Here is a 14,120-nt window from a genome sequence, read left to right as displayed (position 1 = left end):
AGTCGGGCGGTTCTAGCTCGAGGTAAAGAGGTCGCCGACGGCGCCCAGCGTCAGGGCGCCGAAGACGCCCAGCGAGAAGACGATCAGCAACGTCCCGAAGAGAACGAGCAGCGGGGCGAGCCCGTCGCCCATCGCGACCTCGGTGAAGTACTCGTTCATCTCCCGAACGTTGTCCACGATCACGTTCATCACTACGGCGGAGTCCATAGCTGCGTGTTGTCAGGGATGGTACTTGGGGGTGCCGATCCCGGCACCGAACGGTCGAACTTAACCCGTCCCCGATCGTACGCGAGAGCGATGACCGACGACGCGACGCTCTCCTCGTTCACCGGGTCGACGGATCGGGCCGACGACGGCGAACGCGGGCGGGAACGCGAGGAATCCGATGGGGACGGCTCCACGGAAGACGAGGCCGATCAGGGAAGCGACCGCGACTCGAGCGAGCACGGAACGGCGCTGTCGACCTACGCCTGGGGCTCCTACACCTGCCAGCGCTGCGAGACGACCGTCGAGCGCGTCTGGCGAGAGGACGGAGCGCTCGTCTGTCCGGACTGTAAGTCCTGGTAACCGCTCGAGATCCCGAGTGCGGTACTCCCTCCCGAACATTTATATCTCTGTCGCGGTTCTATGAACTTGCAATGGCGAAAGGTACGGTCGCATTCTTCAACGACACGGGCGGTTACGGCTTCATCGAAACCGAGGACGCGGACGAGGACGTGTTCTTCCACATGGAAGACGTCGGTGGCCCCGACCTCGAGGAGGGCCAGGAAGTCGAGTTCGAGATCGTGGAAGCCGACAAGGGCCCGCGGGCGAACGACGTCGAACGGCTCTGAGGTGTCACGACGGAGGTATCGTTTTCTGACTGCTACATCCCCGTAGTGGCGACGCTCGAACGGACCGTTAGGCTGGCATTCGAGTACGAACCGCAGACCGGTCCCCGTCAACACAAAACATATGGTTCTAACTCCCTGATACCGTACTGATGAGTAGCTTGCGGGTTCCCAACGGAGACCGTCTCGAGCCATGAGCGAGCCGACCTCCCAGTCCGCGGCCGACCGCGCTCCCTCCGAACCGGAACCCCTCCCCGTCTCGACGATCGAGGACCTCTGTACGGACGTCGAGTCGAACGTCTCCCGCGTCATCGTCGGACACGACGACGCGATCGAACACGCGATCACGGCGCTTCTCGGGCGCGGACACGTCCTGCTCGACGACGTTCCGGGCGTCGGCAAGACGATGCTCGCCCGCTCGATCGCCCGTTCGGTCGACTGTACGTTCCGACGGATCCAGTTTACACCCGATCTTCTGCCCGCGGACGTCACCGGCGTTAACGTCTTCAACCAGAAGACCCGCGAGTTCGAGTTCAACCCGGGACCGATCTTCGCCAACGTCGTCCTGGGCGACGAGATCAACCGCGCGCCGCCGAAGACCCAGTCGGCGCTGCTCGAGGCGATGGCCGAGGAACAGGTCACCGTCGACGGCGAGACCCGCGCGCTGCCGGATCCCTTCACCGTCATCGCGACCCAGAACGCCGTCGAACCCAACCAGACATACGAGCTGCCGTTCGCCGAGATCGACCGCTTCATGAAGAAGCTCAGTCTGGGGTATCCCGACGCCGAGGAGGAGACGGAGCTGCTCGGCCGGGCCGTCGGCCGCCACCCGATCGACTCCCTCGAGCCGGTAACGGATCTGGAGACGCTCGTTCGCGCCCGCGAGACCGTCGCCGAGATCCGCGTCGAGGAGCCGGTTCGAGCGTACGCGACGCGGCTGGCGGGCTACACCCGCGAACACGCCCGCATCGGCGTCAGCCCGCGGGCGACGATCTCGCTGCTGCGGGCTGCCCAGGCTCGAGCCGCCCTCGCGGGCCGCGAGTACGTCGTTCCGGACGATCTCCAGACGGAGGCCCCGGTCGTGTTGAGCCACCGGATCAAGACCGAGAGCCGGGACAGGGACGGCGAGTCGGTCGTCGCCGACGCCCTCGAGTACACGACCGTCGAATGAGACTCACGAGTCGCGGCTGGGGGGTCGTCGCGGTCGTCGCGTTCGGAGCCGTGATGAGCTGGCAGTACGGGCCGCGCTCGCTCGACGCCGTCGTCATCCCGCTGGTGGTGGTCGTCGTCGCCGGCGTCCTCACGACGGTCAGAGCCGACAGACCCGCGGTCAGGCGAGCCCCGGTTCCGGAGGGGTTCCTCGGCGAGACCCGAACCGTCACCGTCGCGATCGAAACCGACTCCAGCGTCGCCGCGACCGTCCGCGACGACGTCGGCGACGGACTCGCCGCACCGGACCCGACCGTCGAGACGACCCTCAAGGGCGAGACCCAACTCGAGTACGATCTCACCCTCGAGGAGCGTGGCGAACACCGGATCGGTCCGGTGTCGATCGCGGTGCGGGACGTGTTCGGACTCTTCAAGCGGCGGTTCGAGTACGAAGAGACGACGACGGTACTCGCCTACCCGCGGATCTACGACCTGCAGAACGGTGCGAGTCGCGACCTCGAGGTCCTCGCCGGCGTCGCGCGGGAGGCCAACCGCGAGGAGTTCGACCACCTTCGGGAGTACCAGCGCGGCGATCCGCTCCGGGAGGTCCACTGGAAGTCCGCGGCCAAGCGGCCGGACGACGAACTCGTCGTCAAGGAGTTCGCCGCCGACGAGACCGTCGGCGCCGCCAGGGTCGCCGCCGAGTGTACCCCCGGTCGGGAGGACGAGCTGGCCGCGGCCGTCGCCAGCGTCGCGACCTACCTCCTCGAGTGCGAGGTCAGGGTCGGGCTGACCGTCGGAGCCGAGGGACACCCGCCGGGCACCGGCCGCCGGCACCATCGGTCGCTGCTCCGATCGCTCGCCGTCCTCGAGGCCGAGGAGCTCGACGAGCGGAGCCGAACCGAGGCCGACGTCCTGGTCCAGGCGGACGCAAACGGAACGACGGTCGTCGTCGAGGGCCACGAGATTCCGTTCGATCGGCTCCGCGGCGCCGACGGTCGGACGGCTGTTGACAGCCGGAGCGACGGAAACGGATCGTCGAACGCGGACACGGAGACGGACGGCTCCCCGGGGGTGGCCGCGTGAGCACCGACTCGCGCGGACGGACCGTCGACGTCGACCTCGAGCGGTCGGTCGGCACCGGCCCGTTCCGGCTGCTCGCGCTCGCCTGCGTGGCGGCGCTGATCGGCTCGTACGTCTGGGTGCTGCGCGAGGTGACCCAGGTCGTCGGCGGCACCGGGTCGTTGCTCCTGCTGGTCGGGTCGATGCTCGTCGCGGCGACGGTCCTCGCGCGGGCGATCCGTCCTCGGACGGCGACGGCCGCAGCGATCGTCATTGTTGCCGTCGGCTTCGCCTACTACCTCGAGGCCACGGGGGTCGGCGTCGACGCTGCGCTCGCCGCAACCGGAACGATCCTCGACGACACCGCCGCGCTCGCGACCGGACTTCCCCTGCTCCGGATGGTCGAGGCGGGACTCTGGACGCTCGGGTTCGCACCCGGCCCCGCCTTCCTCTCGTGGTATCTCGCCGTGCGCGGTCGCTACGCCCTCGCCGTCGTCCCCGGCGGCCTCGCGCTGTTGTTCCTCGTGCTGACCGGCGACGCCGGGACGACGATCACCCTGATCGGAACCGCCTCCGGGATCGGCGCCGTTGGCTTCGGCGAGCTCGAGCGCCGCGGCGGCTCGGTCGCCCAGGCCGACCTGCTCGCGGTGGTGTTCGCGGCGATGATCGTCCTCTCGCTGTCGGTCACGATCCTCCCCGGCGAGGACGAGGGAGCGACGTTCTCCGGCGGCGGGGACGGCACGCTCGAGGGGACGATCGACACCGCCGACGAGCGCTCCGGGATCAGCGGCCAGGTCGACCTCTCGCCGGAGGTCCGGTTCACGGTCGACTCCGAGGAGCAATCGTACTGGCGAACCGGCGTCTACGATCGCTTCGCGGGCGACGAGTGGGTCAGGTCCGGCTCCCTCGAGGAGTACGACGGCTCGATCGACGGGCCGCCGGGCGATCCCGAGACGGTCAGCCAGCGCGTCACCGCACAGACCGAACTTGGCGTGCTCCCCGGTGCGGCCCAGCAGGTCGAACTCGAGGGACCGCCCGTGAGACACGCCGAAGTCTCGGCTCACGGGCAGCCCCAGCCGGCCGACACGCTCGTCGAGGGCGACGAGTACGCCGTCGAGAGCGCCGTCGTCGACCCCGACCCCGACGAGCTCCGGGCGGCGGGGACCGACTACCCCGACCACGTGATCGACGACAGCGACTACCTCCAGCTTCCCGAGGACACCTCGAGCGAGTTCGAGGAGTACTCCGCCGAGGTGACCGCCGACGCGGAGACGAACTACGACGCCGCCGTCGCGATCGAACAGTACCTCCGCTCGTCGAAGGGATACTCCCTCGACGTCGACCAGCCCTCGGGTAACGTCGCCGAGGAGTTCCTCTTCGAGATGGACGAGGGCTACTGCGTCTACTTCGCGACGTCGATGGTCCAGATGCTGCGGTCCGAAGAGATCCCGGCCCGGTACGCGACGGGCTACACCAGCGGGCAGGAGATCGACGACGGCGAGTACGTCGTGCGCGGACTGGACGCCCACGCCTGGGTCGAGGTCTACTTCCCCGACCACGGCTGGGTCGCCTTCGAGCCGACGCCGGGCGACGCCCGCGAGGACGAGCACAACGACCGCCTCGAGGAGGCCCGCGAGGACGGCCACGACGGCGTCGACATCGAGGAGAGCGAGGACGTTCCGATCTCCGACGACGAAGATGACGACGAGTCGGAGGGCGACGAGGAGCCGAACGAGTCCGACGACGACGGCCAGGCGGACGACGACGATCCCAACGACACGGAACCCGACGACGCTGACGACGGGGCCAACGTCGACGACGGCAACGGCGACGACGGCGCGAGCGCTGACGCGGGAAGTGACGATGGCTTCGATCCGCGCGAGGTCGTAACGATCACTCGCGAACAGCTCGCGATCGGGCTCCTCGCGTTGATCGGGCTGGCTGCGGGGGTCCGGCGAACCGGCGCGAGCCGGCGGGCCCGTCGGGAGTTCCGCCTCTACTGGCACGGCCGCCGCGGCGACCCCGACGAGGACGCACGGCGAGCGTACCGTCGTCTCGAGCGAGTCCTAGCCCGCGAGTACCGTCCGCGGCGCCGCAGCGAGTCGAGCCGACAGTACCTCTCGGCGCTGTCCGCGGCGGAGTCACTGGACCCGCGCGCAGAGCGGGTCGCGCGCTGCTACGAGCGGGCGACCTACGGCGGCGGGGTCGATCGGGAGTCGGCCGACGAGGCGATTGCGATCGTCGACGACCTGGCTCGAGAGCGACTCCCGCTTCTCGATCGATTTTAAAAAGACCGCCCGACGCGGCGCGGGTCCCGATAGTGTTTAATATGCCCATTCCGTACTTTCGATCGTAATGTCGGAAGTCTGCTCGACGTGCGGGCTGCCCGAAGAGCTTTGCGTCTGTGAGGACGTAGCCAAGGGACAACAGCAACTCAACATCCGCATTGACGAGCGCAGATACGGAAAAGAGGTAACGATCGTCGAAGGATTCGATCCGAAGGACGTCGACCTGGACAGTCTCTCGTCGGATCTCAAATCGAAGTTCGCCTGCGGCGGGACCGTCGAGGACGGTCAGATCGAACTCCAGGGTAATCACACCGGTCGCATCGAGGACTTCCTTCGGGACCGCGGCTTCAACGTCGCCTGATCCAGCCCGCGATGCTCTGAGACGACTTCCGAACTCCACGACTCGCGCACCGTGTCTCTCAGCGATCGATCTTTTTCGACGGAGAAACCGCCGAGCCGACGGCTCGAATTTTCCGTGAGCGAGGCGCCGAACCGAACTCAGAACGGCGACTCCGGCGGCTCGGCGTCCGCGGCGTCGTCGGACTCGCCGTCCTCACCGCGGGCGAGCCCGTATCTCATCCCGTACTCCTCAAGTCCGCCGGCCATGCTCTCGACGCGGGCGTCGGCGGTTCCCTCGTAGGAGCCGATGAGCTGGGCCGCCTGGACGCTCGCCTTTCCGTGTGGGCAGACGGTGACGATGTGGTCCGCTCCCTCGAGTTCCTCGATCCGTGCCGAGAGCTGTTGAAACGGCAGATTCTCGCTGTCCGGGATCCGACTGTGCGCGAAGCTGTGCTCGTCGCGGATGTCGACGACCCGAACGTCGGCGTCGTCCTCGAGTAACTCACGTACCTCCGACGTCGAAATTTCGCCGTCCATTGCTCCGGGGTTGGAACGCCGCTCGAATAAGCGCCACGGGTTCCGGCACCGATCCGCGGTCAGAGCAGCCCGTCTTCCTTCGCGAGCAACAGCGCGGTCAGCGTCGAGTCGTTGGCCGGCTGTTCGCGGGCGCGCTCGAAGGCTTCGGTGATCGGCACCGTCGTCACCTCGAGGAACTCGTTGTTGTCGAGCTCGCGCTCGCCGGGCTCGAGACCCTCGGCGTAGACGACCGCTCGGTCGTGACGGAGCACGCCCGTCGCGACGGCGTATTCCTGGAGGAGCGCGGTGCTCGAGGGGCGAAAGCCGGTCTCCTCCTCGAGTTCGCGGGCGGCCGCGGTCGTGTAGGATTCGCCGTCCTCGACGATCCCCGCGGGAAGTTCGAGGTGGGTCTCGCGGATCGTCGGGCGGTACTGCTCGACGAACAGCAGGTGATCCTGCCCGTTCTCGTCGCTCTCGAGAACGTCGGCGTCGACCCGGGCGACCACGACGACCGCGGGCGGGAGATCGGCCCAGTAGTACTGCTTTTCGGAGCCGTCGGGCTGGCGGAGCCGGTCGTAGCCGCCCTCGTACCAGGGGGTGTCGTACTCGGTCACTTCCTCCAGGAGCTCCCAGTCGTCGATGTCGGTCATGGAGAACGGCTGCGTGCTCGAGGTGGGAATAGATATCGCCTCCGCGCTCGAGGACGTCGTCATACGGTTTACTGTAAGTCACTTCCGGCGCAACCGCGACCCGGGCGGCGGTTGCGCCGGTAAATCGTTACAGCAATCCGTATCAGTCCTCGAGGAGCTCCCGGTAGAGCCGACCGAACGCTTGGCGACGAAGCGTCGCGACGGCGGCCGCCTCCTCGTCCTGAAAGGTCGCCGCGACGGCCTCGCCGGTCGGCCCGGCGTGCCAGACGACGCGGTCGACGCGCTCGTGGCCGACCTCGGTCACCTCGCCATCGTAGCGCTCGCGCCACTCCTCGTACTCCTCGCGGGAGCCGACCCGCACCTCGAGTAGGCTCGCGAACAGCGCATCGCGGGCGATCTCGACGACGTCGCCGTCGACGCGCTCGTCGTACTCCTCGCGATCGAACGCCATCGCCTTCGCAACCTCGCGGACGACCGTCTGTGCTGTCGGGCCGATCGACTCGTAGCGTTCGCGCGCTTCCGCGGCCGACTCGAACGTGAACGTTCCCGTCATCTCCATACGAGGATCCTCGCGGGTCCGCCAGTTACGCGTTTTCGTTTCCGTTCTCGGTCCCGGATTCAGCCTCACCGTCTGCCATCTGCTCGGTCAGCTCCCGGGCCTCCCGGAGTACCTGCTCCGCCTCGGCCGTCATCGAGCCGCGACCCGGCTGGCGACTCTGGCGGGCGAGGTCCCCCTCGAGCCCGCCCGGTCGGCCGTGATCGGCGTGGTCGTGACCGTCGAACTCGGGCGTCTCGACGGTCTCGGCGTGCTCGCTGACGATTTCGCCGAGTTCCTCCGGAGTACAGTCGCCCCAGTCCGGGGCGTGGTCCTCGAGCCAGGCCTCGTGATCCGGCCGTCCCAGCGAGGCGGTGACGGCGAGGTGGTTCGCGAGGTGGACGGCGTCGGCCTCCTCGGTCTCACAGATCGGACAGCGATATCCCATACCGAGGGGTAGGGTCGTCGGTCCTAAAACCTCCCCGCTCCCGTACCGCTCACTCGAGCTTTCGGACCATCACGATGGCGTCCTCGTCGTCGTAGTAGCCCGGCACACGCCGGAGCGGTTCGAAGCCGAACTTCCGGTAGAGGCGTTTGGCCGCGTCGTTTGATTCCCGGACCTCGAGTTTGATCGAGTCGGCACCGTGGGAGAGGAGGACGGCGACGATACGCGACAGCAACGCGGAGCCGACGCCGCTTCCCCGGCGCTCCGGACGGACCGCGATGTCCTTGACGTGGCCGCGGTTGCGGCCGTACTGACGGTTCACGTCGGCGACGACGTACCCCGCCACCGCGCCGAGGGCGTCGACGGCGACCAGGAAGCCGGGTTCGTCGAGAAAGCGCTCGAACGCGTCGTAGGGCCACGGTTGAGGAAACGACTCGCGCTCGATTCGAACGACCGCGAGCAGATCAGCACGCTCCGCAGGCCGAATCGAGTACTCCTCCTCGGGGGCCGGGGCCGACGTCGTCACACTCGGTCTACCTCCTCGAGTACCAAAAGCCCTCCCGCTCAGACTCGCTCGAGGCGGTCGATCTCCTCATCCGACCAGTCGTAGAACCGCCTGTCCGTCTCCTCGAGGGCCTCGATGCACTCGTTGTGTCGGCGGCGAGCGTCGTCGACGAGCGGATCGTCGGGATTGGCCTGGATCCACTCCCGGAGCTCCGCCAGCGCCTCCGGTGAGTAGGTGTCCATCCGATCCTGCTGTTCGAGGATCTCGACCTTGCGTCCCTCCTGGCGCATCGTTCGCACGAGCGACCAGGTCGCCAGACCCCAGAACGCCGCTAGCGTGAAGACGAGCATCCCGATCACTTCGGCGGTCAGCACCATCAGTCGTCACCTCCGGTTACGTCCGCAGTGTCCGGGCCGCCGCCGCGGCCCTCGAGGACCGACATGATCCCGTAGCCGATGATCGGGAACAACACGATGACCAGCATCCCGCCGATCATCTCCGGGGAGCCGAAGTCCTCCCAGGCGAAGTAGGCCATGATGAAGATCATCACCGCCGGGATGACGTACTTGATGACCGGGTCCCACCACTTGCCGACGTAGATTCCCGCGTTGCGGTTGACCGCCAGCAGGCGGAGTCGCTCCGGACCGAGGACCCAGCCGATGACGCCGATGATAGCCAGCGTCGCGAGCGGGAGTCCCCAGTTGCCGAAGACGAAATCGAGGTAATCGAGGATGTCGGCGGAGTACGCACTTGGAATGCCGAGCAGCCAGATTAGCCCGCAAACCCCGAGTACCGTCTGCTTCCGGCTGTACTTCGTCTCCTCGGTGAGCGTCGTGACGCTGACCTCGGTGATGACGACCCCCGACGTGAAGGTCGCGAGGAAGAACCCGACGAAAAACAGGACCGCGACGAGCCCACCGAGCGGAATCTCCGGAAAGACCTGGACGAGCGAGACGAAGGCCAGTCCCGCGCCCGCGTCGGGTTCGACGCCGACCGCGAAGACGACGGGAAAGATCGCCAGCGCCGCGAGGATCCCGATGCTCGACTCGCCTATTGCGGTGAAGACGCCGCCACCGAGGGGAACGTCGTCGTACTCCCGCAGGTAGCTCCCGACCGTCAGGGCGATTCCCCAGCCCAGTCCCGTCGAGAACAGCGCCTGACCGAGCGCGGCGATCCACGTCGACCCCTCGAGCAGGGCGTCCCACTGGACGCCGAACGTGAAGGCGATCCCCTCGCTCGCACCCGGGAGGGTGAGTCCGCGAGCCGTCATGATGACGAGCGCGATCACGAGCGCCGGCACGGCGTAGACGACCAGCCGTTCGACGCCGCGCCGGATCCCAAGCAGGAGGACCGCGGCAACAGATATCATGACCACGGTGTGGAGTCCGATCATCAGCGCCGGATTCGCGAAGAACGCGTCCATGAACGCCTCGGCTTCGAACCCGGTTGCGGTAAAGGAAAACAACAGCGAGTGAACCGCGTAGTACAGCGTCCACCCGATCAGCGGCGAGTAGTACGACATCAGCGCGATGTTGACGAGCAGGACGATCACGCCGAGCCCGACCAACCCGCCCCGTCCGAGGACGTCCCGGAAGGCGCCGATGACACCTTTGTTCGTGTAGCGGCCGAGGGCGACCTCGGCCATCAGTCCCGGTACCGCAAGCAGGAACAACAGGACGAGGAAGGCGAGAACGAACGCACCCCCGCCGTTTTCGCCCATTACGTACGGGAACCGCCAGATGTTCCCGGCGCCGACCATGGCGCCGATCATCGCCATCAGGAAGCCGAACCGCGTCCCCCACTCCGCTCGAGCCGTCTTGGCATCTGCCATGCTGTGTTCCTCCGCAGGTGTCTACCTCGAGCAGGATTATATGTGTTATGTGCCAGCACGGGTCTTGCGACCGACCGATCGAATCCCAACCGATCAGACGACCTGATAGCCGCCGTCGACGTGGAGGAGTTCGCCCGTAACGTAGCCGACGTCGTCACACGCCAGAAAGAGCGCGGCGCCGGCGATATCCGCCGGCGTTCCGGCCCTGGCGAGCGGAACCGTCTTGACGGTGTCTTCTTGGGCGACCGCGCGACGTTGGTCCTCAGTCACTCCCTCGAGAAACTCCGTGGCGATCTTTCCGGGGACGATCGCGTTCGCCCGGATTCCGTCGGCGGCGAGTTCGAGTGCCGTACTGCGCGTGAGCATCCGAATGCCCGCCTTCGCCGCTTCGTACGGGGCAAGGTTCGGCTGTGCGAACCGCCCGCTGATCGACGCCGTGTCGATTATACAGCCGTCCGTCTCGCGGTCGCGCACGTCGGTGGCAGCCGCCTGCGTTCCGAAGAACGTCCACGAGCGTTGACGTCGAACACCCGATCGAACGCCTCGTGGGTCCACTCGTCGAGGCAACGGTTCTCGATCACGGCGGCGTTGTTGGCCATCACGTCGACACCCCCGAACTCGCGAGCCGCTTCGACTGCAGTCGTCAGATCAGCCGGCTGCGAAGCGTCCGTCTCGACGCACTCGGCCTCCCCACCCGCCTCGCGGATCGCCAGATGGGTTGGCGTCTCTGCGCCGACGTCTTTCGGCGCCTCCAGTAGGTCGGCGTTCAGCACTGTCGCACCCGCATCCCCGAACCGGCGCGCGATCGCGCGTCCGATACCGGAGCTTCCACCAGTAACGAGAGCCGTCGTTCCGTCGAAATCATACATCGGCGTCGGCAGACGCTCCATCGATCGATGCAACGGAAGCGCGTTTCAGTTCGAGTAGGGACGGGCCCCGTACACCGGTGCCACGAGAAAGACGGGGTTACTCCTCGTCGTCCTCGTCGTCTTCGTCGTCGATAGAGGTCTCGGGCTGTTCGTCCTCGGTGCCGCCGTACTGCGTCTCGTCGTCGGTTTCGTTTTCGGTCTCGTCCGTCATGGTGTTACTCTGCAGGAATCGCGTCCATCTCGAAGGACTCGGTCAGTTCCGTCAGCTCGTCGAGAGCCTCCTGCTCCTCTCGAAGGTTTTCCTCGAGGAGGTCGGCCGCCTCGTCCATCCCGAGCTGATCGGCGAGCGGGATGAGGTTCCCGTAGGCCGCGATCTCGTAGTGTTCAGTCTTCTCCGCGGCGGCCATGCTGTGATAGTCGAGTACCTCCTGGGAGGGATCCTCGGCGGTAAACTCCTCGTACTCCTGGATCAATCCCTTGATGCCCTCACACTCCTCCTTCTCGGGCGGCTCGCCAAAGATTTCGAACACCTCCTCGAGACGGTCGATCTGTCCCTCGGTCTCCTCGCGGTGTTCGGCGAACGCCGACGAGATCTCCTCGCGTTCGGTGTTCTCCTCGAGGTCCTCGAGTGCGTCGAGCAGTTCGTGCTCAGCGTGATAGATGTCCTCGAGACCGTGCTCGAACAGCTCCTGAATGGTTTCGACTGTCATCGTTCCACCAGCGCCTCCGCCGACCGAAAGAAAAAGTCGACTCCCTGCGAGGGCAGGCGACAATCGAACTCACAGTCCGGCCGATCGATCGGAGCAAGAGGTGTGCGAGCCGATCCCGAAACCGAGTCTCCGTCGGCTCCAGGTCCTCGTTTCGGCCCGGGTCGTCCAGTTTCCCAGCGACTCCACACTTATCGGCCAAATTTGCCTGCTCCCTACCCCACACGGTGACCCGAGAAACCGTTTCTCCTGTCACCTCTGGTGGGATCGGGGACCGAACGGACGCCGATCCGGAGCGTCGGGCGTTCGAACGCGCGATTCGGCTCAAGCGCACCGTTCGATCGGCACTGGCGTATCGTTGCCGGCGTCGGTCCGCCACGCGGCCAACCGCCGGACGGTCCGAGATAGCGGCACCATTGTCCGAGACGGGTGAGCACGGGTATCCTTTGCGGCTGAAGCGCCACTTATTCGTTCGGACCCCTAACAGTCGTCCATGGCACACGCCCCGGACTGCAAACCGGAACCAATCGACGACGACGACGATTCGGACGATTCACATCTCGACGGAATCGAAGAGGGAGCCGGTTGCACAGAAATCTGGGAGCACCTCGCCGAAAAGCGAGACGAATGACCGGCGGGTGTCGCCAAAACCTCGTTCTTTTTGGCTTCACGGACCATCTACTTCGACATGACTGACGATCGTCGTCGGAATCAGATGGGGGACGACACAGACGGTCCTCCCGAACCCGTCCCCACTGACCGGGAGTCGCCGGTCGGCGCACCCGTCATCCGAGGTGACGAATCGGTCGCCGGGCCACACGCTCGAGAGGCCGTTCAGTTCGATCCCGACGATCCCGACCGCCTCGCCGACGCCGCCGAGACCGTTCGGCAGTTCGCAAGCGGCGACACGAACGATGACCACCTGTACATGCTTCGCGGTGCCGCCGCCTGTGCCACGCTCGTTCGCGGCGAGGGATCGTACAAGGCCGCGGCCGAGCGGACCGGCGGGAACGCGACGGTTTCGTTCATCCGCAAGTGGGCTCGCGTTCACGACCTGCCACGGTCGGTCCGCAAGCAGGTCGCACTCGGCCGTATCGCGCCGACGGCGGCCAAGCATATCGCTCGCGTCGGGGGTGAGGCTCGACTGCTCCTCGCCTGGGCCACACTCGACGGCGACCTTACCGTCCGAGAGGTCCGCAGCGTCGCCAGCGCCGTCAACGACGGAACACCGATCGAGCACGCGCTCAGAGAGTACGATGTCGAACTCGGCCGGATCGAGGTTGCCCTCTCTCCCGATAGCTACCGAGACCTTCGACGCCGCGCATCGATCGAAGACGTCGCTCCCGGGGAGCTCGTTACGGCCGCGCTCGAGGAGTACTTCGACTGAGGTCTACAGTATCACAAACCGAGAAAGAAACGTTTAACCGGCACTCCCCGATAGTACAGAACAGAGGGCCGGTAGCTCAGTTTGGCAGAGCGTCTGGCTTTTAACCAGACGGTCGCGTGTTCAAATCGCGCCCGGCCCGCTTTTGCTCCGAGCAATTACGCGAGGAGCAAAGCGGCTAGAGCGATTTGAAGTAGACGAGTCACAGCCCGCGCAACGAAGTGAGCAGGAACGTCTCGGCGTCGTTCATAATCGCGCCCGGCCCGCTTTCCTGTCACAAATGAATCCACAAGCGACAGGTAATGAAACCCATACGAGTTGGATAGCAAAGTGACGTCACCGCAACCACACGCTCGAAGTACACTCGGCACCTTCCTGCCGGAACGACCTCGAGAGTGCTGCCGAAACGGTTCGACTACCGGTGGTGTGACGACATGGGGTCTGAAACGACCGTCTGTTCGAGACCCGGTGATCGCTCTGTGGGTTCGTAATGTACGTTGTGGTGATCACTACGCTCGACGGAGCGACTATGAGTGACGACCCGTCCGCCAGCTAGTCCAGTCACTCACCATATAGAAGCAAGCCAAGGGCCGGATTTGAACCGGCGGTGGGCGGCTCTGCAGGCCGCTGCGTTCGGCCGGACTCTGCCACCTTGGCGCGGTTCTCTGTTGTCACTGTGGTCGTTTAAATATAGCGGTACGGACCGATCTCGGGGGTGTGCTCGAGCGCACTGCTCGTATTACCAACGGGAGACAACGGCAATAACATTCGTACTGTATAAATACGGAAAGCCCACACAGCGGCTGCTGTGCGGGCTGAAAGGTGAGTATGAGTGGTGGCGGCGAATCGGATTTCCCAGAGGGTCGCCCACTCCAGTACTCCCCGAAACGCAGGCGGGCTTATCTTCCGTGTTCGGGATGGGTACGGGAGGGGCCCCGCCGCTGTGGCCGCCTGAACGCCGATTCGCGGAATCGAACCGCGATCATTCCAATATCGGTGGCCTCTCTGAA

General features: G+C 65.9%; 17 protein-coding genes, 2 tRNA genes, 1 rRNA gene and 1 pseudogene. 9 read left to right on the top strand and 12 right to left on the bottom strand.

Annotation, left to right across the window (positions count from 1 at the left end; translation table 11 throughout):
• Nucleotides 1–12: 12 nt before the first annotated feature.
• Nucleotides 13–207 (bottom strand): hypothetical protein, encoded by a 195-nt coding sequence (locus tag ACFEMD_RS00105; RefSeq protein ID WP_394738856.1) that lies wholly within the window; start codon nucleotides 205–207, stop codon nucleotides 13–15.
• Nucleotides 208–297: 90 nt separating this feature from the next.
• On the opposite strand from ACFEMD_RS00105, the gene ACFEMD_RS00100 reads away from it, so the two are divergent.
• The 6 genes from ACFEMD_RS00100 (at nucleotide 298) to yciH (ending at nucleotide 5,690) form a co-directional block, all read left to right on the top strand.
• On the top strand, nucleotides 298–567 hold the full coding sequence (locus ACFEMD_RS00100) for a DUF7573 domain-containing protein (protein ID WP_394738855.1): 270 nt from the start codon (nucleotides 298–300) through the stop codon (nucleotides 565–567).
• A 71-nt stretch (nucleotides 568–638) separates the two neighbouring features.
• Entirely contained in the window at nucleotides 639–833 is a 195-nt protein-coding gene (locus tag ACFEMD_RS00095; RefSeq protein ID WP_005553374.1) for a cold-shock protein, read from the top strand.
• A gap of 190 nt (nucleotides 834–1,023) precedes the next feature.
• Nucleotides 1,024–2,001, top strand: a complete 978-nt coding sequence (locus ACFEMD_RS00090) for an AAA family ATPase (protein ID WP_394738854.1) — start codon at nucleotides 1,024–1,026, stop codon at nucleotides 1,999–2,001.
• Nucleotides 1,998–3,065, top strand: a complete 1,068-nt coding sequence (locus ACFEMD_RS00085; RefSeq protein WP_394738853.1) for a DUF58 domain-containing protein — start codon at nucleotides 1,998–2,000, stop codon at nucleotides 3,063–3,065. The genes ACFEMD_RS00090 and ACFEMD_RS00085 overlap by 4 nt, the downstream gene beginning before the upstream one ends.
• Nucleotides 3,062–5,329, top strand: coding sequence for a transglutaminase family protein (locus ACFEMD_RS00080; RefSeq protein ID WP_394738852.1), 2,268 nt, complete (start codon nucleotides 3,062–3,064; stop codon nucleotides 5,327–5,329). Before ACFEMD_RS00085 ends, ACFEMD_RS00080 begins: the two co-directional genes overlap by 4 nt.
• Before the next feature lie 67 nt (nucleotides 5,330–5,396).
• Entirely contained in the window at nucleotides 5,397–5,690 is a 294-nt protein-coding gene (gene yciH / locus ACFEMD_RS00075) for a stress response translation initiation inhibitor YciH (protein WP_005553381.1), read from the top strand.
• A gap of 137 nt (nucleotides 5,691–5,827) precedes the next feature.
• Here yciH and ACFEMD_RS00070 read toward each other — a convergent pair whose 3' ends face one another.
• From ACFEMD_RS00070 to ACFEMD_RS00030, 9 genes and pseudogenes are all read right to left on the bottom strand, one after another.
• Nucleotides 5,828–6,205 (bottom strand): rhodanese-like domain-containing protein, encoded by a 378-nt coding sequence (locus ACFEMD_RS00070; protein ID WP_394738851.1) that lies wholly within the window; start codon nucleotides 6,203–6,205, stop codon nucleotides 5,828–5,830.
• Between the two features lie 59 nt (nucleotides 6,206–6,264).
• Complete coding sequence (locus ACFEMD_RS00065; protein ID WP_394738850.1) at nucleotides 6,265–6,834, bottom strand: NUDIX hydrolase; 570 nt, start codon at nucleotides 6,832–6,834, stop codon at nucleotides 6,265–6,267.
• 142 nt (nucleotides 6,835–6,976) lie between these two features.
• Complete coding sequence (locus tag ACFEMD_RS00060; RefSeq protein WP_394738849.1) at nucleotides 6,977–7,393, bottom strand: DUF5809 family protein; 417 nt, start codon at nucleotides 7,391–7,393, stop codon at nucleotides 6,977–6,979.
• 25 nt (nucleotides 7,394–7,418) lie between these two features.
• A complete protein-coding gene (locus ACFEMD_RS00055; RefSeq protein WP_394738848.1) occupies nucleotides 7,419–7,817 on the bottom strand; it encodes a DUF5810 domain-containing protein in 399 nt (132 codons plus the stop codon).
• Nucleotides 7,818–7,866: 49 nt separating this feature from the next.
• A complete protein-coding gene (rimI, locus tag ACFEMD_RS00050) occupies nucleotides 7,867–8,340 on the bottom strand; it encodes a ribosomal protein S18-alanine N-acetyltransferase (RefSeq protein WP_394738847.1) in 474 nt (157 codons plus the stop codon).
• Nucleotides 8,341–8,378: 38 nt separating this feature from the next.
• On the bottom strand, nucleotides 8,379–8,696 hold the full coding sequence (locus ACFEMD_RS00045) for a hypothetical protein (RefSeq protein ID WP_394738846.1): 318 nt from the start codon (nucleotides 8,694–8,696) through the stop codon (nucleotides 8,379–8,381).
• Nucleotides 8,696–10,150: a sodium-dependent transporter gene (locus ACFEMD_RS00040; RefSeq protein WP_394738845.1), complete on the bottom strand. Its 1,455-nt coding sequence runs from the start codon at nucleotides 10,148–10,150 to the stop codon at nucleotides 8,696–8,698. The genes ACFEMD_RS00045 and ACFEMD_RS00040 overlap by 1 nt, the downstream gene beginning before the upstream one ends.
• A 93-nt stretch (nucleotides 10,151–10,243) precedes the next feature.
• Nucleotides 10,244–11,031 (bottom strand): annotated as a pseudogene (locus ACFEMD_RS00035) (SDR family NAD(P)-dependent oxidoreductase).
• Between the two features lie 203 nt (nucleotides 11,032–11,234).
• Complete coding sequence (locus ACFEMD_RS00030; protein ID WP_005553396.1) at nucleotides 11,235–11,729, bottom strand: ferritin-like domain-containing protein; 495 nt, start codon at nucleotides 11,727–11,729, stop codon at nucleotides 11,235–11,237.
• Between the two features lie 490 nt (nucleotides 11,730–12,219).
• On the opposite strand from ACFEMD_RS00030, the gene ACFEMD_RS00025 reads away from it, so the two are divergent.
• The 3 genes from ACFEMD_RS00025 to ACFEMD_RS00015 all read left to right on the top strand — a co-directional run bounded on the left by ACFEMD_RS00025 (nucleotide 12,220) and on the right by ACFEMD_RS00015 (nucleotide 13,252).
• On the top strand, nucleotides 12,220–12,357 hold the full coding sequence (locus ACFEMD_RS00025) for a hypothetical protein (protein WP_278303485.1): 138 nt from the start codon (nucleotides 12,220–12,222) through the stop codon (nucleotides 12,355–12,357).
• 57 nt (nucleotides 12,358–12,414) lie between these two features.
• Nucleotides 12,415–13,113 (top strand): DUF7119 family protein, encoded by a 699-nt coding sequence (locus ACFEMD_RS00020; RefSeq protein WP_394738844.1) that lies wholly within the window; start codon nucleotides 12,415–12,417, stop codon nucleotides 13,111–13,113.
• A 65-nt stretch (nucleotides 13,114–13,178) separates the two neighbouring features.
• Nucleotides 13,179–13,252, top strand: a tRNA-Lys gene (locus ACFEMD_RS00015).
• Between the two features lie 439 nt (nucleotides 13,253–13,691).
• On the opposite strand, the gene ACFEMD_RS00010 is transcribed toward ACFEMD_RS00015, so the two are convergent.
• Both ACFEMD_RS00010 and rrf read right to left on the bottom strand, forming a co-directional pair.
• Nucleotides 13,692–13,767 (bottom strand) — tRNA-Cys (locus tag ACFEMD_RS00010).
• Nucleotides 13,768–13,943: 176 nt separating this feature from the next.
• Nucleotides 13,944–14,065: ribosomal RNA gene (gene rrf / locus ACFEMD_RS00005) — 5S ribosomal RNA — on the bottom strand.
• Nucleotides 14,066–14,120: the final 55 nt, after the last annotated feature.

The sequence above is a fragment of the Natronococcus roseus genome, assembly GCF_043677095.1.
Taxonomy (GTDB): Archaea; Halobacteriota; Halobacteria; order Halobacteriales; family Natrialbaceae; genus Natronococcus; species Natronococcus roseus.
This window is presented reverse-complemented; position numbering and strand designations above follow the sequence as displayed.